Raw genomic sequence first — 23,095 nt, 5'->3', positions numbered from 1 at the left:
CCGGGGAAAGGTTACGCGGCATCGGGCGGCCGCGGAACGGCTATTCCTCTTCCCCCGGGACCTCGACGCGCTGTCCCAGCGTCTCCCGCACATAGAGCTTGCCGACAAGAACCACCACCACCACGGTCAGCGGCGCCGCCAGCAGCACGCCGCCCAGGCCCAGCGCCGCCCCCGCCGCAACGACGGCAAAGAGCAGGAGGGCGGAGGGGATCGAGACCATCCGCTCGCCGAGCAGCGGCGTCAGGATGTTGCCCTCGATCTGCTGCACCAGGATGTAGAGAGCGGCCGTCCAGGCCAGCATCTCCCAGCCCATGTTGAAGGCCAGCAGGACGCCGGGCAGCGCGCCGATGAACGGCCCGATCAGCGGCACGATGTCCACGAGGCCGGCGAACAGCCCGAGCGCCAGCGGCGCGGGTAGCCCGATCGCCCAGGCGCCGAGGCCCGTCAGCGTCCCGACCGCCGTCATCGCCGCGAGCTGCGCCAGCAGCCACAGCCGCAGCGCCCGGCCCGTGGCGTCCAGCGCGTCCCGCGCGCGCGCCTGCTGCGCACGGGGAAGCAGCCGGGCGATGCCGCGGCGGTAAAGGCCGGGATCGGCCGCGAAGTAGATGCCTCCCACCACCACGATCACCAGCGCCGCCAGCGCATCCACCGCCAGCAGCGCCGCCGAGGCCGCCTGGCGGGCGACCGCGCCCACGGTGGAGGCGTCGGTCGAGCCCGACGGCCCGTCTCCGCCGGGCAGCGGGATGCGGATGCCGAATTCGCGCTCGATCGCCGCGGCCGCCTCCGGCAGGTTCTCGAGCAGCAGCATGACCTGCGCCTGCATCTCGGACCCGACGAGGACGGCCGCGAGCACGAGCGGCGTCCCCACCAGCAGGCAGGCGGCCAGCACCGCGATGCGCGGCGGCAGGCGCAGGCGGTCGTGCAACGGGTCGGCCACGGCGCGGACCAGCACCGCGACCAGCATGGCCGCGAAGGCCAGCAGCAGCGCCCCCCGCACGGTCCAGAGGAGCAGCAGCAGGATGACCACGCCGGCGACGATCAGGGTGCGTCGCAGGAACGCCACCTCGCCGCGCCAGCCGCCGCCCGACCATGCCCCCGCCGCCGGCCTGCCCTCGTCCCGCCGGATGCGCGCTGCGTCCTCGTCCACCGGCTGCCTGTTCCCTTCCGCTGCTGGCTGTTCCAACGTCGTGGCGCACCGGGCGTTCGGCGCCACGTCCGGGAGAAGGGGGCCGCAGCCATGACAACACCATCCGAGCAACGCCTGTTCGACGCCCTTGCCACGCTGTGCCAGGCCTGTGCCGCGGGCGAGGTGCCGCCGCCTCCCGGCGAATCGGTCGAGGCGCCGCATCCGGGCGATCCCGAGACGCGCGCCGTGCTGGGGGAGGCGGCGCTGGCGGTCGCCTTCGGGGCCTTCGCGGAACGGGGCGATCCGGGCGGGCCGATGCAGACGCTGCTGGCCGCGCTCGGGCTGCTCGCGGTGCAGGCCGGCGAGGAGCCCGACCCGCCGGCCGAGATCCTGGGCATCGCCGCCGAGGACGACCGGGTCGAGGCCGAGATCGACCGTGCCGGGGAAGCGCTGGATTCCGAGTTCGGCCGCGATGCCGATGCGAACACGCTTACCGGCGCGCTGGAGGCGCGGATCCTCGGCAGCGCGATCACGCTTGCCGGCTGCACCCTGCCGGAGGGCGTGGAGGGCCAGGCGGCGGTGCGGCTGCGGGCCGCGCGCAGCCTGGTGCGGCTCGCAGCCGGGCTGGTCGCGCTGAACGCGGTCGGTGCTGGTGCTGGCGCCGGCGCCGCCGGGGGCGAGCCGGGCGCCTGACCCCGAAGCTCCGGCGATGACGCCGAAGCCAGAGGATGCGCCGCGCGACGAGCCGATGCGCGGCATCCCGCTGCTGCTCTCGGCGATCGCGCTGTTCTCCATTTCCGACGCGCTGGCCAAGCATCTCGGCGAGACGCTGCCGCCGGTGGAGATCGCCTGGCTGCGCTACCTGGCCTTCTTCACGCTGGCCGCGATCCCTCTGCTGCGGCCGGGCGGGGCTGCGCTGCTGGTCTCGCGCGCGCCCGGCCTGCAGGTGTTGCGCGGTCTCGGCGTGGTGGGATCCGCGGTCGTGTTCATCGTCGCGTTGCGCTTCCTGCCGCTGGCGGAGGCGACGGCGATCAACTTCGTCTCGCCGGCCTTCGTCACGGTGCTGAGCGTGATCTTCCTCGGCGAGCGGGTCGGCTGGCGGCGCTGGTCGGCGATCGCGGTCGGGATGGTCGGCATGCTCATCATCGTCCGCCCGGGCGCCGAGGCCTTCCGGCCGGAGGCGCTGCTGCCCATGCTTTCCTCCGCCGCCTGGGCCTCCGCGGTCATCGTGACGCGGCGCATGGGCACGCTCGATCACCCGGCAACGACGCTGTTCTGGACCGCGGCGACGGGCTTCCTCGTGCTGACCCTGGTGCTGCCCTTCGGCGTCACAGTGCCGGATGCGCGGCAGGTGGCGATCGGGCTGTTGATCGGGGTGGTGTCCTCCGCCGCGCAATGGCTGGTGGTGCTGGCCTATCGCGCCGCGCCGGCCTCGGTGCTCGCGCCCTTCTCCTATGTGCAGCTGGTCTTCTCGGGCCTGCTCGGCCTGCTGGTCTTCGGCACGGTGCCGGACCGCTGGACGCTGATGGGCGCGGCGGTGATCGCGGCGAGCGGCCTCTACATGGCGCATCGCGAGCGGGTGCGGTCGCGCGCGGCGCGGATGACCGCGGCTGCCGATCCACTCCCCGGCGCGCAAGGAAAGCGTTAGCGTCGCGGCCGTGGCAGCTTTCCCAATATTCCTCCGACCGCGCGGCGCGACGCCTTGAGCGCCGGTCCTGCCGCACCGCCGGGCGCGCGGCGCGTGGTCCTCGCGCTCGGCACGGCGCAGACGCTGGCCTGGGCGAGCAGCTACTACCTGCCCGCGATCCTGGCGGCGCCGATGGCGCGCGACCTCGGCCTGCCGTCCTCCTGGGTGTTCGGTGCCTTCTCCGCGGCGCTGGTGCTGTCGGCGCTGCTCGGCCCGGCGGTCGGGCGCGCGATAGACCGGCGCGGCGGGCGCGGCGTGCTGGTGATGTCCAACCTCGTGCTCGCGGCCGGCCTCGTGCTGCTGGCGCTGGCGCAAGGGCCTGCGACGCTCGGCTTCGCCTGGCTGGTGATGGGGGTGGGCATCGCGCTCGGCCTCTATGACTCGGCCTTCGCGACGCTGGCGGGGCTCTATGGGCGCGCGGCGCGGGGGCCGATCACCGGCATCACGCTGATCGCGGGCTTCGCCAGCACCGTGGGCTGGCCGGTCTCGGCGCTGATGGCGGAGGCCTTCGGCTGGCGCGGCGCCTGCCTCGGCTGGGCGGCGCTGCATCTGCTGATCGGGCTGCCGCTGAACCGCTTCCTGCTGCCGCAAGCGCCGCCGCCCACGAAGCAGGCCGCCGCGACTGAGGGCGAGGAGGCGCCCGCGCCCCGCTTCGCCATGCCGCTGCTCGCCTTCGTCTTCGCCGCGACCTGGGCGGTGGCGGGCGCGCTGGCGGCGCATCTGCCCGCGATGCTGCAGGCCACGGGCGCGAGCCCCGCCGCGGCCATCGCCGCCGCTGCGCTGATCGGACCGGCGCAGGTCGCGGCGCGGCTGTTGGAGTTCGGGCTGCTCAGCCGCTTCCATCCGCTGGCTTCCGGGCGGCTGGCGACGATCGCCCATCCGCTCGGGGCTGCGGCGCTGCTGCTGTTCGGCCCGGTGGCGGCGCCGGTCTTCACGGTGCTGCACGGAATGGGCAACGGCATCATGACGATCGTGAAGGGCACGCTCCCGCTCGCGATCTTCGGGCCGGTCGGCTACGGCGCGCGGCAGGGCCTGCTCTCCGCGCCGTCGCGCTTCCTGCAGGCGCTGGCGCCGCTCGGCTTCGGGCTGGTCCTGGAGCGCGCCTCGGTGGAGGCCGCGCTGGCGCTGACCTCGGGGCTCTATCTCGCCGCCTTCATCGCGATGCTGCTGCTGCGCACGCCGCAACGGCGACCGGGCGGGGCGTCCCCGGCCCGGGGGGCGTGAGCGGCGGTATCTCGGGTGTCGGCGTTGCCGGCGGCGGCGCTTCCGCCGGCGGCGAGCCGGGGTTCACCGGCGGCAGGCCCGGCAATTCGGGCTCTGGCCCGGGCGGTGGCGTCACGGGGGGTGTCTCGACGGGCGGTTCCGGCGGCGGCGCCGGAACCTCCGGCTTCGGATCGGAGGCGTTCATCCCGCGCCAACGCGGCGCGCGCCGATCCGTTTCGGGCGGCGCGACATGCGCGCCGCCAGGGCCGCTTAAGGCAGCCGCCGTCAGGCCGCGGCGGCGACCGGGGTCGGCGCCACGGGGACGCGCTGCGCGATCTTCGCCACCGCCTCGTCGCGCGTGATGTTCTCGACCGCGGCGATCTCCACGGCCAGGCGCTCCAGCGCGGCCTCGAAGATCTGGCGCTCGGAGAAGCTGCGCTCGGGGTTGTTCACGTTGCGGCCGAGGTCGCGCAGCACCTCCGCGACCTTGCGCGGATCGCCGCTGTTCAGCTTCGCCTGCAGCTCGGCGGCGCGCCGCGCCCAGGTGATGCCGCGCACCGCGCCGCGCGGCGTGGTGGTGAGCACGTCGAGCGCCTCGTTGATCAGCGCGCCGCCGGCGAGGCGGCGGATGCCGTTCACGGTGACTTTCGCGCGCGGCACGCGCAGCAGCAGCCGGCCCTCGCCGAAGGCGAAGTGGACGAGCTCGAGCGTCTCGCCGCCGACGGTGGCGGTCGATTCGCCGGTCACGCGGCCCACGCCGTGGGCGGGATGCATCACCGCGTCGCCCACGACGAACCCCGCGAGATCCTTGGACTTCGCGGCGGGCTGCGTGGCGGTGCGGGCGGCGTCGGGCTTCGGCATAGCGGCCGGCTCCATGATCAGGGCGTGCTGGATGTCATCCAGATGACGTTGGTTGCCACGAAGATCAAGCTTTTCGCGCAGAATCGCTCATGCGCCCAGCGCACAGGTCTTTTGTGCGCAACGCGCTTCGCGCGGATACCCGCCGCGCGCTTCGCGCGCAGATGGGCCACGCCCCGCGTGCGCGGGGGCCTCGTCCGCGCATCGGGATTGCTTCAGGATGAACCGATCCGAAGGAGACAGGGCATGGATGGCGAGGACGGCCTGCGCGAGAGGGTGTTCGTCACGCCGGAGCGGGCCGCGCGGATGCAGGGCGCCGCGATCCTGGCGATCCGCAACCCGCGCGGCGACGAGCGCACGACGCCGCGCATTCCCGGCGCGGTGGATGTGGACCTGCCCAGCGAACTGGCGGCGCCCGGCGGCGGCACGCGCGGCAGCCGGCCGCTGCCGGAGATCGCCGAGTTGCAGCGCCATGCGCGTGGCTGGGGCCTGCGGCAGGGCCAGTCCGTGATCGTTTACGATCACGATCGCGGGCTGGTCGCGGGGCGCGCCTGGTGGGTGCTGCGCTGGGCGGGCATCGCCGATGTGCGGATGCTGGATGGCGGCTTTCCGGCCTGGGTCGCGGCAGGGCTTCCCGTGGTGCATCGCGCACCCGCGCCGCAGCCGGGCGACGTGGTGCTTTCCGCCGGCCATCTTCCGGTGCTGGACGAGGATGGCTCGCTGGCGATGGCGCGTTCGGGCGTGCTGCTCGATTCGCGCGTGCGGCCGAATTACATCGGCGGCGCGGTGCCGCCCGGCGCGCCGGCGCGCGGCCATATCCCCGGCGCGCTGAGCGCGCCCGCCGCCGACAACTTCACCGAGCCCGGCCCCTTCGCCGATGCCGCGACGCTGCGTCATCTCTATGCCGCGCTGGGGGCGGATGGCACGCGGCCGGTGGGCGTGTATTGCGGCGCCGGGATCTCGGCGGCGGTGAATGTCGCCGCACTCGCGTCCCTCGGCATCGAGGCGGCGATGTATCCGGGATCCTGGTCGGCCTGGAGTGCCGATCCCGCCAGGCCCGTCGTTGTAGGGGGACGCCCGGAGTGAGCCCGTTCGACACGATCATCGACCGACGCGGGAGCGGCTGCTCCAAATGGAGCCGCTTCGAGCCGGATGTGCTGCCGATGTGGGTGGCGGACATGGATTTCGCCGTGGCCGATCCGATCCTGCACGCGCTGCGCGAAAGGCTGGCGCATCCCGTGCTGGGCTACGGCGTCTCGCAGGCCGGGCTGAAGGCGCGGATCGTCGGCTGGCTCGAGGCGCAATATGGCTGGCGCGTCACGCCGGACGACATCCTGATGCTCCCGGGCGTGGTGCCGGGCTTCAACATGGCGCTGCGCACCGTCTGCGCGCCGGGCGCGGGCGTGGTGGTGCAGACGCCGGTCTATCCGCCGATGCTGAAGGCGCCGGAGAACGGCGCGCTGCGCCGGATCGACGCGCCCCTGACCGCGACGGACGAGGTGGACCGCGACGTCTTCGGCGCGGCGCTGCGACAGGCGGGGCAGGGGGCCTTCCTGCTCTGCAACCCGCACAACCCGACCGGCCGCGCCTTCGGCCGGGAGGAACTCGCCGAGATGGCGCAGGCCTGCCTCTCGGCGGGAGTGTCCATCGTCTCCGACGAGATCCATTGCGACCTGCTCTTCGACGGGCGGCGCCACATCCCGATCGCCACCCTGGCGCCGGAGGTGGCGGCGCGGACCATCACGCTGATGTCGGCCGGCAAGACCTGGAACATCGCGGGCCTCAATGCCTGCTGGGCGGTGGTGACGGATGCCGGCCTGCGCGCGCGCTTCGCGGCGACACTGTCCGGTGTCGCCGACCATGTGAACATTCTCGGCCTGATCGCGACGGAGGCCGCGCTGGCCGAGGGCGGTGCCTGGCGGGACGCGGCGCTCGCCTATCTGCAGGCGAACCGCGACTGGCTGGCCGGCGCCGTGGCCGAGCGCCTGCCCGGGGTGGCGATGCGCCTGCCGGAGGCGACCTACCTGGCCTGGCTGGACTGCCGCGGCAGCGCGGCGGCGGCCGATCCGCACCGCTTCTTCCTGGAGAAGGCGCGGGTCGGGATGAATTCCGGCACCGATTTCGGACCGCCCGGCGCCGGCTTCGTGCGGCTGAACTTCGGCTGTCCGCGCGCCATGCTCGAGGACGGGATCGGGCGCATGGCCCGCGCCCTGGCCGGGGCCTGACGCAGGGGCAGGCTTCGCCCGGCCGCCCGCCGAAGGCGCTCTTGCATCCTGTCGTGCCAGCATCCATGAAGACGGAAATTCATGGCGGGCATGCATGCAGGGCGGATCTCCACCCCGGCATGACGGCTTGCCTGGCTGGCCGGGGAGGCAGACGGGCGTGGCATCCGAGGATCCGCAAGGGACGATCCTGGAGACGGAGGGGCTGACCAAGGAATTCCGCGGCTTCGTCGCGGTCTCCGATGTCGCGCTCAAGGTCCGTCGCGGGACGATCCACGGGCTGATCGGCCCGAACGGTGCCGGCAAGACCACCTGTTTCAACCTGCTCACGAAGTTCCTGCCGCCGACGCGCGGCACCATCCGCTATGACGGGCGGGACATCACCAACATGAAGCCGGCCGAGGTGGCCCGGCTCGGCCTGGTGCGGTCCTTCCAGATCTCCGCGGTCTTCCCGCATCTGACCGTACTCGAGAATGTGCGCGTGGCGCTGCAGCGCGCCCGCGGCGGCTCCTTCGACTTCTGGCGTTCGGAGACAGCGCTGAAGGGCTTCGAGCCGCGCGCGATGGAACTGCTGGAGGATGTCGGCCTGACGGCCTATGCGCGGCACACGGCGGGCGAGCTGCCCTATGGCCGCAAGCGCGCCCTGGAGATCGCGACGACGCTGGCGCTCGAACCGCGCATGATGCTGCTGGACGAGCCGACGGCGGGCATGACGCATGAGGATGTCGGGCGGATCATGGCGCTGGTGCAGCGCGTGGCGAAGGGGCGGACGGTGCTTCTGGTGGAGCACAACCTGACGGTCGTCTCCGGCCTCTGCGACATGATCACGGTGCTGACGCGCGGGCGCGTGCTGGCCGAGGGCACCTATGCCGAGGTGAGCCGGAACGAGGAAGTGAAGGCCGCCTATCTCGGCACGGATCCCGCACTGCAGGCGGAGGCGCCGCATGGCTGAGACGATGACCGCGAACCGCGCCGCCTCCGCCGCCGGCACGCCCATGCTGCAGATCGAAAATCTCGAGGCGTGGTACGGCGAGAGCCATGTGCTGCACGGCGTCGGCCTCGAGATCCGGCAGGGCGAGGTGGTGACGCTGCTCGGCCGCAACGGCGCGGGCAAGACCTCCACGCTGCGCGCCATCATGGGGCTGGTCGGGCAGCGCAGCGGCTCGATCCGCTTCGAGGGGAAGGAGCTGATCAACGCCCGCCCCGACCTGATCGCGCGCGCCGGCATCGCCTATTGCCCGGAGGAGCGCGGGATCTTCGCCTCGCTCGACGTGACGGAGAACCTGATGCTGCCGCCGGTGATCGCGCCGGGGGGCCTCTCGCTCGACGAGATCTACGCGCTGTTCCCGAACCTGAAGGAGCGCGCGCGCAGCCAGGGCACCAAGCTCTCGGGCGGCGAGCAGCAGATGCTGGCGATCGCGCGCATCCTGCGCACCGGGGCGCGGCTACTGCTGCTCGACGAGCCGAGCGAAGGGCTCGCGCCCGTCATCGTGCAGCAGATCGGCGCCATGATCCGGGAGATCAAGCAGCGCGGCTTCACCGTGCTGCTGGTCGAGCAGAACTTCCGGTTCGCGCAGACCGTGGCGGACCGTCACTACGTCATGGAGCACGGGAAGATGGTGGACATGCTGACCAATGCGGAGCTGCCGCACAGCATGGACCGCCTGCATGACTACCTCGGCGTCTGAAGCCGCCGGGGGACAGGGAACCAGACAAGGAAGGACACGCGCATGACCGTCAATCGCCGCACGCTTCTCGGCGCCGTCGCCACCGCCCCGGTCTGGGGCGCGCTGCCGTTCCGCTCGGCGCGCGCCCAGGCCGCCAACACGATCCGCATCGGCGTGCTGAACGACCAGTCTGGCCTCTATCGCGACATCTCCGGCCCCGGCTCCACCCAGGCCGTTCGGCTGGCGGTGCAGGAGAGCGGGATCACCCAGCGCGGCGTGAACGTCGAGGTGGTCGAGGCCGACCACCAGAACCGGCCGGATGTGGGCTCCACCGTCGTGCGCCAGTGGATCGACCGCGACGGCATCGACGTCGTGGTGGACGTGCCGACCTCCTCGGTCGCGCTGGCCGTGAACACGCTGGTGCGCGAGAAGAACAAGGTCTTCATCAACTCCGGCGCCGCCACCTCGGACCTGACCGGCGCGCAGTGCTCGCCGAACACCATCCACTGGACCTACGACACCTACAACCTGGCCAAGGGCACGGGCGGCGCGATGGTGCGCGCGGGCGGCCAGACCTGGTTCTTCATCACCGCGGACTACGCCTTCGGCCACGCGCTGGAGCGTGACACGACCGCCTTCGTGACCGCCGCCGGCGGCCGCGTGCTGGGCGGCGTCCGCACGCCCTTCCCGGGCACCACGGACTTCTCCTCCTTCCTGCAGCAGGCGCAGCGCAGCCGCGCGCAGGTGATCGGCCTGGCGAATGCGGGCGGCGACACCATCAACTCGATCAAGCAGGCGGCCGAGTTCCGCATCACCCGCGGCGGCCGCACCAAGCTCGCCGGGCTGCTGGTCTTCGTCACCGACATCCACTCGCTGGGCCTTGAGGTCGCGCAGGGCCTGGTGCTGACCGAGACCTTCTACTGGGACCTCAACGACCGTACTCGGGCCTTCACGCAGCGCGTCGGCGCGATGCCGGGCAACCTGCGCCCCTCCATGGTGCAGGCCGGCTGCTACTCGGGCGTGCTGCACTACCTGAAGGCGGTGGCGGACATGGGCGTCGCCGCGGCGAAGGCCTCGGGCGCCGAGGCGGTGAACCGCATGAAGGCGATGCCGACCTCCGACGACGCCTTCGGCGAGGGCAGCATCCGCGCCGACGGCCGCAAGCTGCACCCTGCCTACCTGTTCGAGGTGAAGACCCCGGAGGAGAGCAAGGGCGCGTGGGACTACTACAAGCTGATCTCGACCATTCCCGCGAACGAGGCCTTCCGCCCGCTGAACGAGGGCGGCTGCGCGCTGGTGCGGTCCTGACGCCGGACGGGGGCGGCCTGCGCCGCCCCCGCTGATCCAGATTCCCGAAAGGCGACCGGGCGATGGAAGACCTGCTTTTCGAACTGCAACTGGCACTGCCGCAGGTCATCCTGGGCGTGATCAACGGCTCGTTCTACGCGCTGCTCTCGCTTGGCCTCGCCGTCATCTTCGGCATGCTCAACGTGATCAACTTCGCGCATGGCGCGCAGTTCATGATGGGCGCTTTCGTGGCGTGGCTGCTGCTGAGCTATCTCGGCATCGGCTACTGGCCGGCACTTATCCTCTCTCCGCTGATCGTCGGCTTCGTCGGGGTGCTGATGGAGCGATTGATGATCTCGCGGCTCTACAAGCTGGATCACCTCTACGGCCTGCTCCTGACCTTCGGCTGCGCCTTGGTGATCGAGGGGCTGTTCCGCAACACCTTCGGCTCCTCCGGCCAGCGCTACACGACGCCGCCGGAGTTCCGCGCTCTCGACCTCGAGCTCGCGGACTTCTTCCTGCCGGGCTACCGCGTCTGGGTGCTGATCGCGGCCAGCGCGGTCTGCCTCGGCACCTGGCTGGTGATCGAGAAGACCAAGATCGGCAGCTATCTCCGCGCCGCGACGGAGCGCCCGCAGCTGGTGCAGGCCTTCGGCATCAACGTGCCGCTGATGATGACCCTGACCTATGCGGCGGGCGTGGCGCTGGCCGCCTTCGCCGGGGTGCTGGCGGCGCCGATCTACTCGGTGCATCCGGCGATGGGCGCGAATTTCATCATCACCGTCTTCGCGGTGGTCGTGATCGGCGGCATGGGCTCGATCATGGGCGCGGTCGTCACCGGCTTCCTGCTGGGCTTCGTCCAGGGGATCACCGACGTGTTCTATCCGGAAGCCTCGCAGACCGTCGTCTTCGTCATCATGGCGATCGTGCTGCTGACACGACCCGCCGGCCTGTTCGGGAGGGCCTGAGCCATGGCCGAAGGCACCATCGCCACCGCCGGCGGCATCGCCGCGCGGCACGAGGAGACCGGCCTCTGGGGCTTCACGAAGCCGCAGGCCGTGGCCTTCCTGCTGATGCTGGCCTTCGTGCTGGTCAGCCCCTTCTTCCTCTACCCCGTCTTCCTGATGAAGGTGCTGTGCTTCGCGCTGTTCGCCTGCGCCTTCAACCTGCTGATCGGCTATGTCGGCCTCCTGAGCTTCGGCCATGCCGCCTATTTCGGCATGGGCGCCTACATCACCGGCTACGCCGCCAAGGCCTGGGGCGTGCCGCCCGAGCTGGCGATCCTGATGGGCGGCGCGACAGGCGCGCTGCTCGGCATTCCCTTCGGCTGGCTGGCGATCCGGCGTGCCGGCATCTACTTCGCCATGATCACCCTGGCGCTGGCGCAGATGGTCTATTTCTTCGCGCTGCAGGCGCCTTTCACAGGGGGAGAGGACGGCATCCAGGCGATCCCGCGCGGCACGCTGTTCGGCGTCTTCGACCTGACCGCGGACCTGACGATGTACTGGCTCGTGGCCGCGATCTTCCTGGCCGGCTTCCTGCTGATCCACCGCATCGTCCATTCGCCCTTCGGCCAGGTGATGAAGGCGATCCGCGACAACGAGCCGCGCGCCACCTCCCTCGGTTACCGCACCGACGACTACAAGCTGATGGCCTTCGTGCTGTCGGCCACGCTGGCGGGCATCGCGGGCGGGACCAAGGCGCTGGTGTTCAACATCGCGACGCTGACGGACGTCCACTGGGCGATGTCGGGCGAGGTGGTGCTGATGAGCCTGGTCGGCGGCCTCGGCACGATCTTCGGGCCGGTGGTGGGGGCCGCGGTCATCATAACCATGCAGAACTACCTGGCCGAGTTCGGCGCCTGGGTGCTGGTGATCCAGGGCGTGATCTTCATCGCCTGCGTGCTGGCCTTCCGGCGCGGCATCCTGGGCGAGATCGCGCATGCCCTGCGGGTGAAGCTGTAGCGGCCCCGACCATGCCGGGCGGGCGGGAGGCGCCGCCCGCTTGGGCAGACGCTGCCCATCCCGCAGGCGCGGCGCCGCCGCGGCGGCGAAAGCTTCCGCCCCGGTGGGCTTGCGCCATCCGCCGGGCGTGGCACTAAGCGGGCCATGACCTGGTCGATCCTTGCGCTGGACCGTGCCACGGGCGAACTGGGCGCCGCCGTCGCCAGCCGCTTCCTGGCCGCCGGCGCCCTTGTGCCGCGCGTCGAGGGCGGGGTTGGTGCGGCCTGCACCCAGGCGCTGGTGAACCCCTTCCACGCGCCCGACGCGCTGGCGCGTCTGCGCGCTGGCGAAGCGCCCGGCCCGGTGCTGGCCGCGCTGATCGCCGCCGATGCGGGCGAGGCGACGCGGCAGGTGCATGTGCTCTCGGCGACGGGCGCCATCGCGCAGCACACCGGCGCCGACTGCATCGGCTGGTGCGGCCATGTCGCCGGCGAGGATGTCTCGGTCGCCGGCAACATGCTGGCGGGGCCGGAGGTGGTGGCCGCGACGCGCGACGCCTTCCTCGCCACGGCCGGGCTGCCGCTGGCCGAGCGCCTGCTGGCCGCGATGGAGGCCGGCGAGGCCGCGGGCGGGGACAAGCGCGGGCGGCAATCGGCGGCGATCCAGGTGGCCTCGCGCGATCCCTATCCCGATCTCGACCTGCGGGTGGACGACCATCCGGACCCGCTGGCGGAGCTGCGCCGGCTGCACACGGTCTGGAACGGCTACCTCCGCCACTTCCGCCGCTTCCTGCCGGGGCGCGACCATCCGGGCGTGTTCGACCGCGCGGTGATCCAGGCGGCGATCGCGCAGGCGCAGGCGCAGCAGCAGTGAGCGCGCCCGTCCTCGAGCTGCGCGACGTCACGGTCACGCTGCCCACCGATCGCGGCCCGCTGCGCCCGGTGGATGGCGTCTCCTTCGCCGTGGCGCCGGGCAAGACGCTGGCCGTGGTGGGCGAGAGCGGCTGCGGCAAGTCCGTCACCGCGCTCGCCATCATGGGGCTGCTGCCGCAGGGCTCGCGCATCGGCGGTGCGATCCGCTTCGACGGGCAGGAGCTGACGGCGCTGGATGCGGAGGCGATGCGCGGCAAGCGCGGCGCCGAGCTGGCGATGATCTTCCAGGAGCCGATGACCAGCCTGAACCCGGCCTTCACCGCCGGGGAGCAGGTGGCGGAGGCGCTCCGGCTGCATCAGAACCTCTCGCCCGCGGCGGCGATGGACCGCGCGGTGGAGATGCTGGCCCGCGTCCGCATCCCGGATGCGGGCCGGCGCGCGCGGCAATATCCGCACCAGCTCTCGGGCGGGATGCGGCAGCGCGTGATGATCGCGATGGCGCTGGCCTGCCGCCCGCGCCTGCTGATCGCCGACGAGCCGACCACCGCGCTCGACGTGACGGTCCAGGCGCAGATCCTGGCGCTGATCGACGAGCTGAAGGCGGAGACCGGCACGGCGGTGCTGCTGATCACCCACGATCTCGGCGTGGTCGCCGACCATGCCGATGAGGTCGCGGTGATGTATGCCGGCCGCGTCGCCGAACGCGCGCCGGCCGCACGGCTCTTCGCCAATCCCCAGCATCCCTACACCGTCGGCCTGCTCGGCGCCGCGCCCTCGCTGGAAGGCGGGGCGGAGCGGCTGGCGAGCATCGAAGGCACGGTGCCGGACCTGCGCAACCCGCCGCCCGGCTGCCGCTTCGCGCCGCGCTGCCCCTTCGCGGTCGCGCGCTGCGCCGAGCAGCCGCCGCTGGCGCCGATGGGGGAGGGGCATCTCGCCGCCTGCTGGCGCGCGCCGCTCGACAGCCTGCTGGTGGCGGCATGACCGCGCTGCTCGAACTGCGCGACCTGGCGCGCGCCTTCCCCGTCCGCGACGCCCTCGGCCGCGCGCGCGGCGCGGTGCGCGCGGTGGATGGCGTCTCGCTCTCGGTGGCCGAAGGCGAGGTGCTGGCGATCGTCGGCGAATCCGGCTGCGGGAAATCCACCCTCGGCCGTCTCGCGCTCAGGCTGATCGAGCCCGATGCGGGCGAGATCCGCTTCATGGGCGAGGATCTGCGCACCCTGAATCCGGCCGATCTGCGTCGCCGCCGGCGCGACATGCAGCTGATCTTCCAGGACCCCTTTGCCAGCCTCGATCCGCGCATGACGGTGGAGGAGGCGGTGGGCGAGCCGCTGCGCCTGCACGGCATCGTGCCCCGCGCGCAGGAGCGGGACCGCGTGGCGGAGCTGCTGGCGCGTGTCGGCCTCAGGCCCGAGCTCGCGCGGCGCTGGCCGCATGAATTCTCGGGTGGGCAGCGCCAGCGCATCGCCATCGCGCGCGCGCTCGCCTCCCGCCCGCGGCTGATCGTCGGCGACGAGCCGGTCAGCGCGCTGGATGTCTCGGTGCAGGCGCAGGTGATCAATCTGCTGCAGGACCTGATCGCGGAGCTGCGGCTGACCTTCGTGCTGATCAGCCACGACCTCGGCGTGGTGCGCCACATCGCAGACCGCGTGGCGGTGATGTACCTCGGCCGCATCGTGGAGGAAGGCCCGACGGAAGCGGTGTTCCGCGCGCCGCGCCATCCCTACACCCGCGCGCTGCTCGCCGCGGTGCCGGGCCAAGGGGGGAGGGATGGGGCGAAGGCCGTGCCGCTGGAAGGCGACGTGCCGAGCCCGATCGACCCGCCCTCCGGCTGCCGCTTCCGCACGCGCTGCCCCTTCGCCGAGGCTGTCTGCGCGGAACGCATGCCGCTGCTGGAAGGCGGTTCCCATGCCGCGGCCTGCCACCTGCAGGACCGCCTTCCGCCGGCACGCCCGCCGGCCGAGCACGATGCCGGCGGCGAGCGCCTGCGGCGGTTGCAGGCCTTCTTCACCGATCGCAGCACTTCGCCGATCACCAAGGGAGCAACGACGACATGATCCGCAAGACCTTCGCGGCGGCCTGCATCGGCCTGGCCGCGCTCGCCGCGGCGCCGGCCGATGCACAGAACCTGCGCATCGCGCTGCGCGAGGATCCGGACATCCTCGATCCCACCCTGTCGCGCACCTATGTCGGGCGCATCGTCTACATGGGCGTCTGCGACAAGCTGTTCGACATCAACGACAAGCTCGAGGCGGTGCCGCAACTCGCCACCGGCTATCGCTGGGAAGACCCGACCACGCTGATCATCACGCTGCGCCAGGGCGTGCGCTTCCACGATGGCGAGGTGATGGACGCCGAGGCGGTGCGCTACTCGCTGAACCGCCACCTGACGATGCAGGGCAGCTTCCGCCGCGGCGAGATGGGCGACATCACCGCGATCGAGGTGGTGGATCCGCAGACCGTGCGCATCAAGCTCGGTGCGCCGAACGCCTCCTTCATCGCGGCGCTGACCGACCGCGCCGGCATGATCCTGAGCCCCAAGGCCGCCGAGGCCGCGGGCCGCAACTTCGGCACCCGCCCCGTCTGCGCCGGCCCGATGCGCTTCGTCGAGCGCGTCGCGCAGGAGCGCATCGTGCTGGAGCGCTTCCCGGAATACTGGGACGCCGGCAACATCCACCTCAACCGCGTGACGTACCTGCCGATCCCGGACAACACGGTGCGGCTGGCCAACCTGCAGTCCGGCGCCGCCGAGTTCGGCGAGCGGATGGAGCCGGACGATCTGCGCGCCATCCAGCGCAACCGCAACCTGCGCGGCGTGGCCGTGGAGGAGCTCGGCTGGCAGTCCATCCAGTTCAACGTGAACAACGGCGAGCGGTCCGCGCCGCTGCGCGATCCGCGCGTGCGCCGCGCCTTCGAGCTTTCGGTGGACCGCGCGGCGATCAACCAGGTCGTCTATGAGGGTATGTTCAGCCCGACGCGCCAGCCCATCCCGCCGGCCAGCGCCTTCCGCATCCCGAACTTCGATCCGCCGGCGCGCAACGTGAACGCGGCGCGCGCGCTGCTGCGGGAAGCGGGCGTCACCACGCCATTGCAACTGGAGTTCACCGTCCCGAACAACCCCGATCTCCGCCAGGTGGGCGAGGTGGTGCAGGCCATGGCGCGCGAGGCCGGCTTCGAGATCACCCTGCGCGCGATGGAGTTCGCCTCCTCGCTGCAAGCGGCGCAGCGCGGCGACTTCCAGCTGTATCTGGTGGGCTGGTCGGGCCGCACCGACCCGGACGGCAACATCCACTCCTTCATGCACACCCGCGGCGGGCAGAACGACGGCAAGTATTCCAACCCGGAGGTGGACCGCCTGCTGGATGCCGCGCGAGTTGAGGGCGATGTCGCGAAGCGGCGCGACCTCTATCGCCAGGCGATGGAGATCGCGATCGGGCAGGACATGGGCCGCATGTTCGTCTGGCACCGCAAGAACATCATGATCCACTCGACCCGCCTGACCGGCTACCAGCCGATCGCCGACGGCATGATCCGCCTGCAGGGCATGAGGCTGAATTGATGCCGCCGCGCGTCTCCCGTCCCGCGCAGTTCTCCCTCCCCCGCATGCGGGGGGTTCGACGCGCAGCGTCGAACGCCGGAGTGGCGGCGGGTTCCCGCCGCCTACGCAGGCTGGTCGGGGTGGGGGCCGCGCAACCGCGTCCATCGGGCCGCGTCGTCGACCTCACAGTGTGGAGGGGACGTTCGTCATGATCGCCTTCCTCCTCCGCCGCGTCGGGCAGATCATCCCGACGCTGATCATCCTCTCCTTCCTGATCTTCGGGCTGCAGCAGCTGATGCCCGGTGATCCGGCGGTCATCCTGGCTGGCGAGGAGCGTGGCGATCCGCAGGTGCTGGCGCAGATCCGCGCCGAACTGAAGCTGGATCGGCCGATCTGGGAGCAGTATCTCAACTGGGTCGGCAATGTCGTGCAGGGCGATTTCGGCTTCTCCTGGCGCATCCGCATGCCGGTCGCCGAGCTGATCCTGCAGAAGCTGCCGGTCACCGCGCAGCTCGCCACCATGGCCTTCATCATCGGCGTGGTGATCGGCGTGCCGCTCGGCATCCTCTCCGCCACGCGGCGCGACACGCCGGCCGATTTCCTGGCCAACGGCATTGCGCTGTTCGGCATCTCCACGCCGAATTTCTGGCTCGGCATCATGATGATCCTGCTGTTCAGCGTGCAGCTCGGCTGGCTGCCGCCCTCCGGCTACGTGCCGCTTTGGGAGGATCCGGTGCAGAGCCTCTCGACCACCATCATGCCGGCCTTCGTGCTCGGCACCGGCGTCGCCTCCGTGCTGATGCGCCACACCCGCGCGGCGATGCTGACGGCGCTCAGCCAGGACTATGTCCGCACCGCGCGCGCGAAGGGGCTGGCCGAGAAGGTGGTGGTCTGGAAGCACGCGCTGCGCAACGCGCTGATCCCGGTGGTCACGCTCGGCACAATCGAGTTCGGGCGCCTGCTGGCCGGCGCGGTGCTGACCGAGCAGATCTTCACGATCCCCGGCTTCGGCAAGCTGGTGGTGGATGCCGTGTTCAACCGCGACTATCCCGTCGTGCAGGGCGTGGTGCTCGCCACCGCGCTGATCTTCGTGGTGCTGAGCCTCGTCGCGGATCTCCTCTACATGGCCATCAACCCGCGCCTGAGGACCGCCTGATGGCGATCCTCAGGCGCTCCTTTTGGTGCCTCAATCGCCGGCGCCGCCATCCGGCGGCTTGGCTTGCGCGCCGCGCCGCGCAGCGCCGGGCTCCAGCGTCGGTCTGGGCGCGGTCGCGCTTCGCGCTCCCGGCCCGAGGCGCTGCCTCGGGCCGCAAGGAAGGTCCGTTGCCGGCATGAGCGCCTCCGCCATCCCCGCCGCCCTCGAGCGCGGCGAAAGCCCTGCCCGCCGCGCCCTGCGCCGCTTCTTCCGTCACAAGCTGGCGGTCGTCGGCCTCGTTGTGGTGCTGGCCTTCGTCCTGATCGCGCTGCTCGCGCCCTGGATCGCGCCCTACGACCCGATCGAGACCAGCTGGTCGCGCATCCGCAAGCCGCCCTCGGCCGAGCACTGGTTCGGCACCGACGAGAACGGCCGCGACGTGCTCTCCCGCGTGATCTGGGGCGCGCGCGCCTCGCTGATGGCGGGCGTGGTCTCGGTGCTCGGCGCGATCGCCATCGGCGTGCCGCTCGGCCTGCTCGCGGGCCTCGCCGGCGGCTGGGTGGATGCGCTGCTCTCGCGCATCGCCGATGCGATGCTGTCGGTGCCCTTCCTGATCCTGGCCATCGCGCTCGCGGCCTTCCTCGGCCCCGCGCTCGAGAATGCGATGCTCGCCATCGCCATCACCGCGAGCCCGGTCTTCGTCCGCCTCGCGCGCGGCATGGCGCTTGATGCGAAATCCACCGACTGGGTGGAGGCGGCGCGCGCGCTCGGCAACCCGCCCTGGCGCACCGCTCTCGTGCATGTGCTGCCGAACATCGTCCCGCCGCTGCTGGTGCAGGGCACGTTGGCGATTGCGGAGGCGATCATCGCGGAGGCCTCGCTCAGCTTCCTCGGCCTCGGCCAGCAGCCGCCCTCGCCCTCCTGGGGGTCCATGCTGAACTCGGCGCAGCGCTTCCTCGATCCGGCGCCCTGGCTCGCCATCGCGCCCGGCGTCGCGATCTTCGTCGTTGTGCTGGCCTTCAACCTGATGGGCGACGGGCTGCGCGACGCGCTGGACCCGCGGGCGGACCGGAAGTAGCTCACGCTTCCGTGATCAAGGCAGCGTCACGCGGCGTGGCCTTGATGCGGCCCCCCGCCGGGGCGATCTGTGGGCGGCCATGGACCGCCCCGCTTCGCCCCCGCCGGTGCCCTCGCGGCCCCTGTTGGCCTCCTTGCCCTGGCCGGCGCGCCGTGCCGCCGGAATCGGGCTGCTGACGCTCACCCTCTGGCTGGCCAGCTTCCTGGCGCTCGTCGCGGGATGAGCGACCAGCGACCGCGCCGGCCCTGGGAGCCGCCGCCGCCGCGCCCCTGGGGAAATGAGGGCCCGCTGCAGCCCTGGGACCAGGCGCGCGCGCAGGTGGAGCAGGGCTTTTCGCGCTTCCGTGCCGGCACGCGCGGGTTGCTGCTGCCGCTCTTCACCTGGCCGCTCTTCTTCGACGCGATCTGGGAGATCGGCACCGGCGACGTGCGCGGCTTGGTCGCGGCCGCGCTCGGCATCGGCCTGACCGTCGGCGCGACGGCGACGCTGCGCCGCGGCCGCAAGGGCGACACGCAGCGCGCGGCGCTGATGGTCGGCGCGGCCAGCGGTGTGGTGGCTGGCCTCGGCGCCGCGCTGAACCCGCTGATGGCGGTGCTGCTCGGCGCCGGCGGCTGGCTCGGCACGCGGCTGCTCTATGACGGCGCGGTGCAGGAAGTGGCGCCGCCCGCGCCGCCGCCCCCGCCCGGCCCGCTGGACGAGCATCGCGCCCGGCTGGCCCGCATCGCCGCGGAGCCCCGGCTGGCCGGCGTCTCCGGCGCGCTGGCGGGCGTGCTGGACGACCTCTCGGCGCGGCCGGAGCGCATCACGGAGGCGCGGCGCTTCCTCGTCGTGCATCTCGACGGGCTCGACCGCATCCGCGAGCGCCTGCAGGCCGGCGCAGAGCCGCCGGAGGGGCTGCCGAAGCTGCTGGAGGACCTGACCTCCGCGGCCGACGAGATGCGCGACCGCATCCGCGCGGAGGAGACGGCCGCGCTCGACATCCAGGTGAAGGTGCTGGCCGAGAGGCTGCGCCAGGAGGGCTACGCGTGAGCGATAACGTGCGCATCAGCTTCGGCGACGACCAGCCGGCGACGCCAGTGCAGTCCCCGCAGGCGACGACGAGCGCCGAGATCACCGCGCCGCCCCGCGCGCCCGCGGAACTGACGCCGGAGCACCAGGCTGCGATCGCGAGCCTCGCGCAGCAGATCAACCTCTCCGACCCCGGCTCCATCCTGCGCTTCGGGCAGGAGGCGCAGAACCGTGCCCAGGCCGCCGCAGACGCCATGCTGGAAGGCGCGAAGAACCAGGAGACGGGCGAGGCGGGGCGCACGCTGTCGTCGCTGCTGACCACGCTGCGCGGCTTCGACGTGACGAACCTCGATGAGAAGCCCGGCTTCTTCGCCCGCATCTTCACCAAGGCGGGCGCCGAGGTCAGCGGCATCATCACGAAATACGAGAGCGTTAAGGGCCAGATCGAGACGATCGGCGACAAGCTCGACACGCACCGCACGCGCCTGCTGGAGGATGTCGAGCGGCTGGAGCGGCTCTATGCCGCGACGCTCGAATGGTTCCACGCGCTCGGCGACCACATCGCCGCCGGCGACGCGGTGCTGCAGCGGACGAACGCGCACACGATCCCGGCGCTGGAGAAGCAGGTCGCGGAGAACACCGGCGACGACCTGGCGCCGCAGCGGCTGCGCGACCTGCGCGGCGCGCGGGACGAGCTGGAGCGGCGCGTGCACGACCTGCGCCTGACGCGCCAGGTGGCCATGCAGGCGCTGCCGTCGATCCGGCTGATCCAGGAGAACGACAAGGCGCTGTCCTCCAAGATCCATTCGGTGCTGGCCAACACCGTGCCGCTGTGGCGCCAGCAACTGGCGCAGGCGCTCGCGATCCACCGCATGCGGGAAGCCGGCGCGGCGGTGAAGGAGGCGACGGACCTGACGAACCGCCTGCTGACCGCGAATGCCGAGACGCTGCGCCGCGGCAACCAGGAGGCGCGGACCGAGCTCGAACGCGGCGTGTTCGACCTGGAAGCGGTGCAGAAGGCGAATGCCGCGCTCGTCGCGACCATCGAGGACAGCCTGAAGATCGCCGACGAGGCGCGCGGCCAGCGCGAACGCGCCGCGGAGGAACTGGCGAAGCTCGAGGAGGATATCCGCCGCGTGCTGATGCAGGCGAAGTCGAGCGCCCAGTCAAAGCCGAATGGGTAAACTTCCAACTTCTGATCTATGCCGGGCTGCGCCGCGGCTGTGGCCTCAGGATGGATTCCTCTGTGCTGTGGCCGATCGGACTTGGCCGGGTGCGGGCGCACGAGTATTGCCGGCGAACGGGTTCTGGAAAGCGCGTCTCCAACCACGGGCTTCTAGGCACAAATCTCTCGAAGAGTTTCTCCGTGCTTCGCTAGGATCGAAGCTCACCAAGCGGCCGCCAGAGTTGATCAGTTGAGGAGTGGCAGGAACTGTTGAGTTCGCTTCCCGAACACACTCATAGTGGTCGCGTGACCAATCGGCCCCGCTTGCATGCCACCAGCTGAGCTGGCGCTGCTGCGACGGTGCTGCGCACCCCGAAAGCAGGAGCGTAGCGAGAAGTACAGCTCGAGCCACTTCAGGTGCCTCTCTTTTGCCTCAAGCAAAATATGGTAGTCTGGCAGTAACAAAAAGGGGGAACATTGTAATGAAAGTGGTGAGCCGCCGCATTCTGCTATCGGTGCCCGCCTCTGCGCTGGCCGCGCCTGCCCTGGCGCAGCCCGCCTGGCCGAACGGCCCGATCCGCATCGTCGCGCCCTTTCCGCCGGGCGGGTCCACCGATGCGCTTTCTCGCATCCTGCAGCCGCATCTGTCCCAGGCCCTCGGCGTGCCGGTGGTGGTGGAGAACCGTGCCGGCGCCTCGGGCTCGATCGGCACCGCGGCCGTGGCGCGCAGCGCGCCGGACGGGAATGCCTGGGTGCTGGTCTTCGACACCCATGCGGTGAACCCGGCGCTGATCCCCAACATGGGCTTCGACACCGAGCGCGACATGACGCCGCTGCTGCTGTTCGGCACGGCGCCGATGATGCTCTGCGTCTCGCGCAACCGGCCCTGGCGGAGCTTCGCGGAGATGGCGGCGGCAGCGCGGGCGCGGCCCGACACCGTCACCTACGGCACGATCGGTAACGGCTCTCTCGCGCATCTCACCATGGCGCTGGTGGGCAAGGCGGCCGGCCTGCAGCTTGTGCATGTGCCCTATCGCGGCGGCGGGCCGCTCGCGGTTGCGGCGGCGGCCAACGAGACGGACCTCGTCATCGCGACCCGCCCGGCCATCGGCGGGCAGATCGACGCGGGTGCGATCGTGCCCATCGCGCAGACCGGCGCCATGCGCTCGCCCTCCGCCCCCGAGGTCCCGACCCTGGCCGAGGCCGGCGTCCCGGGGATCGATGCGCGCGCCTTCTGGGGTTTCCTAGGCCCGGCCAACCTGCCGTCGGCGATCAAGCAGCGGATGGAGGCCGAGATCCGCGCCGCGCTCGACAAGCCGGAGGTGCGCCAGCGCGTGCTGGGGCTCGGGATCGACCTCGATCCGCAGGGCGAGGCCGGCTTCGCGCGCTTCCTCTCGGCGCAGATCGCGACCTGGGGCCGCGTGGTGCGCGAGAACAACATCCGGCCGGACTGACCGGCTGGCCCCTCCCCGCGCCGGGGAGGGGCGTCACGCGCGGGTCAGAACTTCTTCCCGCCGCCCTGGCCCGGCCCGAACTTGCCAAAGGCGGCGCCGTCCACTCCGCCGATGTTGAAGTTGCCGAGGATGTCGCGCTCGTCGATGTCGTCCAGCTCGTCGTCGCGCTGCGGCATCTGCCCGCGGGGCGTGAGCCTGTCCACCATGCCGGGCAGACCGCGGCTCAGCTCCGAAAGCACCTCGTCGCGGCCGAGGCCGGTGTGGCGCTCGATGTCGTCCAGCGCCTGGGGCGGGATGGCGCGGGCCAGTTCCTCGGGCCGCAGGTCGCGATTGGCGCCGGGGCCGACCCAGCTGTCCACCCGGTCGCCGAGGCCGGCGCCGCGCAGCTGCTCGGTCAGCGAGGAGAGGCCCTGCGTGCCGCCCTGGCCACGCATCATGTAGGCAAGCAGCGCCATCAGGGCGAGGCCCTTCACGCCGCCGAGGCCGCTGGCCAGGCCACCCAGCCCGCCGCCGGCCGGCGGCGCGGGTGCGCGGCGCTGCGGCGCGGGCGCCTGCTGCGGGGCGCCGCCCGCCATGCCGCCGAGCAGCCCGCCCAGCAGCCCGCCCAAGCCGCCGCCGGCGCCGCCGAGCAGGTCGCCCAGCCCACCGCCGCCTTGGCCCCCCATCGGCGCGCCGCGGCCGCCCTCATAGCCGGGCACCTCGCCCCGCCGCAGCCGGGGATCGCCGAGTGGCGAGTTGCCCATCCCGCCGCCGGCGCCGTAGCCGCCGCCCTGCTGCGCACCGCCGCCCATCGCGCCGCCAAGCGCCCCGGCAAGAATCCTGGAAAGCACGTCTGACATCGTTGCGTCTCCCGTG

22 protein-coding genes are annotated in these 23,095 nt (G+C 71.9%); 19 read left to right on the top strand and 3 right to left on the bottom strand.

Going from position 1 to position 23,095, the window contains the following annotated elements; genetic code table 11:
• Window positions 1–40: 40 nt before the first annotated feature.
• Entirely contained in the window at window positions 41–1,147 is a 1,107-nt protein-coding gene (locus DFH01_RS28310) for an AI-2E family transporter (protein WP_158287848.1), read from the bottom strand.
• A 90-nt stretch (window positions 1,148–1,237) separates the two neighbouring features.
• On the opposite strand from DFH01_RS28310, the gene DFH01_RS28305 reads away from it, so the two are divergent.
• The 3 genes from DFH01_RS28305 to DFH01_RS21210 are packed head-to-tail and all read left to right on the top strand — an operon-like array spanning window position 1,238 to window position 4,037.
• On the top strand, window positions 1,238–1,819 hold the full coding sequence (locus DFH01_RS28305; RefSeq protein WP_158287847.1) for a hypothetical protein: 582 nt from the start codon (window positions 1,238–1,240) through the stop codon (window positions 1,817–1,819).
• Between the two features lie 16 nt (window positions 1,820–1,835).
• On the top strand, window positions 1,836–2,774 hold the full coding sequence (locus tag DFH01_RS21215; protein ID WP_109872910.1) for a DMT family transporter: 939 nt from the start codon (window positions 1,836–1,838) through the stop codon (window positions 2,772–2,774).
• Between the two features lie 54 nt (window positions 2,775–2,828).
• Window positions 2,829–4,037 (top strand): MFS transporter, encoded by a 1,209-nt coding sequence (locus DFH01_RS21210; protein WP_109872515.1) that lies wholly within the window; start codon window positions 2,829–2,831, stop codon window positions 4,035–4,037.
• A gap of 264 nt (window positions 4,038–4,301) precedes the next feature.
• Here the strand turns inward: DFH01_RS21210 and DFH01_RS21205 are convergent, their stop codons facing one another.
• On the bottom strand, window positions 4,302–4,877 hold the full coding sequence (locus DFH01_RS21205; RefSeq protein WP_158287846.1) for a CarD family transcriptional regulator: 576 nt from the start codon (window positions 4,875–4,877) through the stop codon (window positions 4,302–4,304).
• 243 nt (window positions 4,878–5,120) lie between these two features.
• Here DFH01_RS21205 and DFH01_RS21200 point away from each other — a divergent pair, with 243 nt between their 5' ends.
• The 16 genes from DFH01_RS21200 to DFH01_RS21125 all read left to right on the top strand — a co-directional run bounded on the left by DFH01_RS21200 (window position 5,121) and on the right by DFH01_RS21125 (window position 22,240).
• Window positions 5,121–5,960, top strand: coding sequence for a sulfurtransferase (locus tag DFH01_RS21200; protein ID WP_109872513.1), 840 nt, complete (start codon window positions 5,121–5,123; stop codon window positions 5,958–5,960).
• Entirely contained in the window at window positions 5,957–7,099 is a 1,143-nt protein-coding gene (locus DFH01_RS21195) for a MalY/PatB family protein (protein ID WP_109872512.1), read from the top strand. The genes DFH01_RS21200 and DFH01_RS21195 overlap by 4 nt, the downstream gene beginning before the upstream one ends.
• Window positions 7,100–7,256: 157 nt before the next feature.
• The gene (locus tag DFH01_RS21190; RefSeq protein ID WP_233256222.1) at window positions 7,257–8,048 is read left to right on the top strand and encodes an ABC transporter ATP-binding protein; all 792 of its coding nucleotides are present in this window, start codon (window positions 7,257–7,259) and stop codon (window positions 8,046–8,048) included.
• A gap of 43 nt (window positions 8,049–8,091) precedes the next feature.
• Window positions 8,092–8,784: an ABC transporter ATP-binding protein gene (locus DFH01_RS21185; protein ID WP_199231366.1), complete on the top strand. Its 693-nt coding sequence runs from the start codon at window positions 8,092–8,094 to the stop codon at window positions 8,782–8,784.
• Window positions 8,785–8,826: 42 nt separating this feature from the next.
• The gene (locus DFH01_RS21180) at window positions 8,827–10,071 is read left to right on the top strand and encodes an ABC transporter substrate-binding protein (RefSeq protein ID WP_109872509.1); all 1,245 of its coding nucleotides are present in this window, start codon (window positions 8,827–8,829) and stop codon (window positions 10,069–10,071) included.
• Window positions 10,072–10,133: 62 nt separating this feature from the next.
• Window positions 10,134–11,018 (top strand): branched-chain amino acid ABC transporter permease, encoded by an 885-nt coding sequence (locus DFH01_RS21175; RefSeq protein ID WP_109872508.1) that lies wholly within the window; start codon window positions 10,134–10,136, stop codon window positions 11,016–11,018.
• A 3-nt stretch (window positions 11,019–11,021) separates the two neighbouring features.
• Window positions 11,022–12,014 carry a branched-chain amino acid ABC transporter permease gene (locus DFH01_RS21170; protein WP_199231337.1) on the top strand — a complete coding sequence of 331 codons (993 nt, stop codon included), beginning with the start codon at window positions 11,022–11,024 and terminating at the stop codon, window positions 12,012–12,014.
• A 144-nt stretch (window positions 12,015–12,158) separates the two neighbouring features.
• Window positions 12,159–12,866: a DUF1028 domain-containing protein gene (locus DFH01_RS21165; RefSeq protein WP_109872507.1), complete on the top strand. Its 708-nt coding sequence runs from the start codon at window positions 12,159–12,161 to the stop codon at window positions 12,864–12,866.
• Window positions 12,863–13,846 (top strand): ABC transporter ATP-binding protein, encoded by a 984-nt coding sequence (locus DFH01_RS21160; protein WP_109872506.1) that lies wholly within the window; start codon window positions 12,863–12,865, stop codon window positions 13,844–13,846. The genes DFH01_RS21165 and DFH01_RS21160 overlap by 4 nt, the downstream gene beginning before the upstream one ends.
• Window positions 13,843–14,919 carry an ABC transporter ATP-binding protein gene (locus DFH01_RS21155; RefSeq protein WP_109872505.1) on the top strand — a complete coding sequence of 359 codons (1,077 nt, stop codon included), beginning with the start codon at window positions 13,843–13,845 and terminating at the stop codon, window positions 14,917–14,919. Before DFH01_RS21160 ends, DFH01_RS21155 begins: the two co-directional genes overlap by 4 nt.
• Window positions 14,916–16,421: an ABC transporter substrate-binding protein gene (locus DFH01_RS21150; protein ID WP_109872504.1), complete on the top strand. Its 1,506-nt coding sequence runs from the start codon at window positions 14,916–14,918 to the stop codon at window positions 16,419–16,421. The genes DFH01_RS21155 and DFH01_RS21150 overlap by 4 nt, the downstream gene beginning before the upstream one ends.
• 187 nt (window positions 16,422–16,608) lie before the next feature.
• Window positions 16,609–17,556 carry an ABC transporter permease gene (locus DFH01_RS21145; protein ID WP_109872503.1) on the top strand — a complete coding sequence of 316 codons (948 nt, stop codon included), beginning with the start codon at window positions 16,609–16,611 and terminating at the stop codon, window positions 17,554–17,556.
• Window positions 17,557–17,731: 175 nt separating this feature from the next.
• Window positions 17,732–18,613, top strand: coding sequence for an ABC transporter permease (locus DFH01_RS21140; protein ID WP_109872502.1), 882 nt, complete (start codon window positions 17,732–17,734; stop codon window positions 18,611–18,613).
• A 219-nt stretch (window positions 18,614–18,832) separates the two neighbouring features.
• Window positions 18,833–19,642, top strand: coding sequence for a hypothetical protein (locus tag DFH01_RS21135; protein WP_109872501.1), 810 nt, complete (start codon window positions 18,833–18,835; stop codon window positions 19,640–19,642).
• Window positions 19,639–20,805 carry a toxic anion resistance protein gene (locus DFH01_RS21130; RefSeq protein WP_233256221.1) on the top strand — a complete coding sequence of 389 codons (1,167 nt, stop codon included), beginning with the start codon at window positions 19,639–19,641 and terminating at the stop codon, window positions 20,803–20,805. Before DFH01_RS21135 ends, DFH01_RS21130 begins: the two co-directional genes overlap by 4 nt.
• Before the next feature lie 472 nt (window positions 20,806–21,277).
• Window positions 21,278–22,240: a tripartite tricarboxylate transporter substrate-binding protein gene (locus DFH01_RS21125; RefSeq protein ID WP_199231336.1), complete on the top strand. Its 963-nt coding sequence runs from the start codon at window positions 21,278–21,280 to the stop codon at window positions 22,238–22,240.
• A gap of 44 nt (window positions 22,241–22,284) precedes the next feature.
• Here DFH01_RS21125 and DFH01_RS29050 read toward each other — a convergent pair whose 3' ends face one another.
• Entirely contained in the window at window positions 22,285–23,079 is a 795-nt protein-coding gene (locus DFH01_RS29050; RefSeq protein WP_199231335.1) for a YidB family protein, read from the bottom strand.
• Window positions 23,080–23,095: the final 16 nt, after the last annotated feature.

It is taken from the genome of Falsiroseomonas bella, assembly GCF_003173615.1.
Classification (GTDB): Bacteria; Pseudomonadota; Alphaproteobacteria; order Acetobacterales; family Acetobacteraceae; genus Falsiroseomonas; species Falsiroseomonas bella.
Note: the sequence above shows the minus strand (reverse complement) of the source record. Positions and strands in the feature narration are given on the sequence as shown.

What these genes read in the sequence shown, in the direction of transcription:
- DFH01_RS21205 (WP_158287846.1), bottom strand. Translation starts at nt 4,877, where the DNA reads ATGCCGAAGCCCGACGCCGCCCGCACCGCCACGCAGCCCGCCGCGAAG.
- DFH01_RS21200 (WP_109872513.1), top strand. Translation starts at nt 5,121, where the DNA reads ATGGATGGCGAGGACGGCCTGCGCGAGAGGGTGTTCGTCACGCCGGAG.
- DFH01_RS21140 (WP_109872502.1), top strand. Translation starts at nt 17,732, where the DNA reads ATGAGCGCCTCCGCCATCCCCGCCGCCCTCGAGCGCGGCGAAAGCCCT.
- DFH01_RS21155 (WP_109872505.1), top strand. Translation starts at nt 13,843, where the DNA reads ATGACCGCGCTGCTCGAACTGCGCGACCTGGCGCGCGCCTTCCCCGTC.
- DFH01_RS21185 (WP_199231366.1), top strand. Translation starts at nt 8,092, where the DNA reads ATGCTGCAGATCGAAAATCTCGAGGCGTGGTACGGCGAGAGCCATGTG.
- DFH01_RS21170 (WP_199231337.1), top strand. Translation starts at nt 11,022, where the DNA reads ATGGCCGAAGGCACCATCGCCACCGCCGGCGGCATCGCCGCGCGGCAC.
- DFH01_RS29050 (WP_199231335.1), bottom strand. Translation starts at nt 23,079, where the DNA reads ATGTCAGACGTGCTTTCCAGGATTCTTGCCGGGGCGCTTGGCGGCGCG.
- DFH01_RS21180 (WP_109872509.1), top strand. Translation starts at nt 8,827, where the DNA reads ATGACCGTCAATCGCCGCACGCTTCTCGGCGCCGTCGCCACCGCCCCG.
- DFH01_RS21215 (WP_109872910.1), top strand. Translation starts at nt 1,836, where the DNA reads ATGACGCCGAAGCCAGAGGATGCGCCGCGCGACGAGCCGATGCGCGGC.
- DFH01_RS21150 (WP_109872504.1), top strand. Translation starts at nt 14,916, where the DNA reads ATGATCCGCAAGACCTTCGCGGCGGCCTGCATCGGCCTGGCCGCGCTC.
- DFH01_RS21135 (WP_109872501.1), top strand. Translation starts at nt 18,833, where the DNA reads ATGAGCGACCAGCGACCGCGCCGGCCCTGGGAGCCGCCGCCGCCGCGC.
- DFH01_RS21175 (WP_109872508.1), top strand. Translation starts at nt 10,134, where the DNA reads ATGGAAGACCTGCTTTTCGAACTGCAACTGGCACTGCCGCAGGTCATC.
- DFH01_RS21145 (WP_109872503.1), top strand. Translation starts at nt 16,609, where the DNA reads ATGATCGCCTTCCTCCTCCGCCGCGTCGGGCAGATCATCCCGACGCTG.
- DFH01_RS28305 (WP_158287847.1), top strand. Translation starts at nt 1,238, where the DNA reads ATGACAACACCATCCGAGCAACGCCTGTTCGACGCCCTTGCCACGCTG.
- DFH01_RS21165 (WP_109872507.1), top strand. Translation starts at nt 12,159, where the DNA reads ATGACCTGGTCGATCCTTGCGCTGGACCGTGCCACGGGCGAACTGGGC.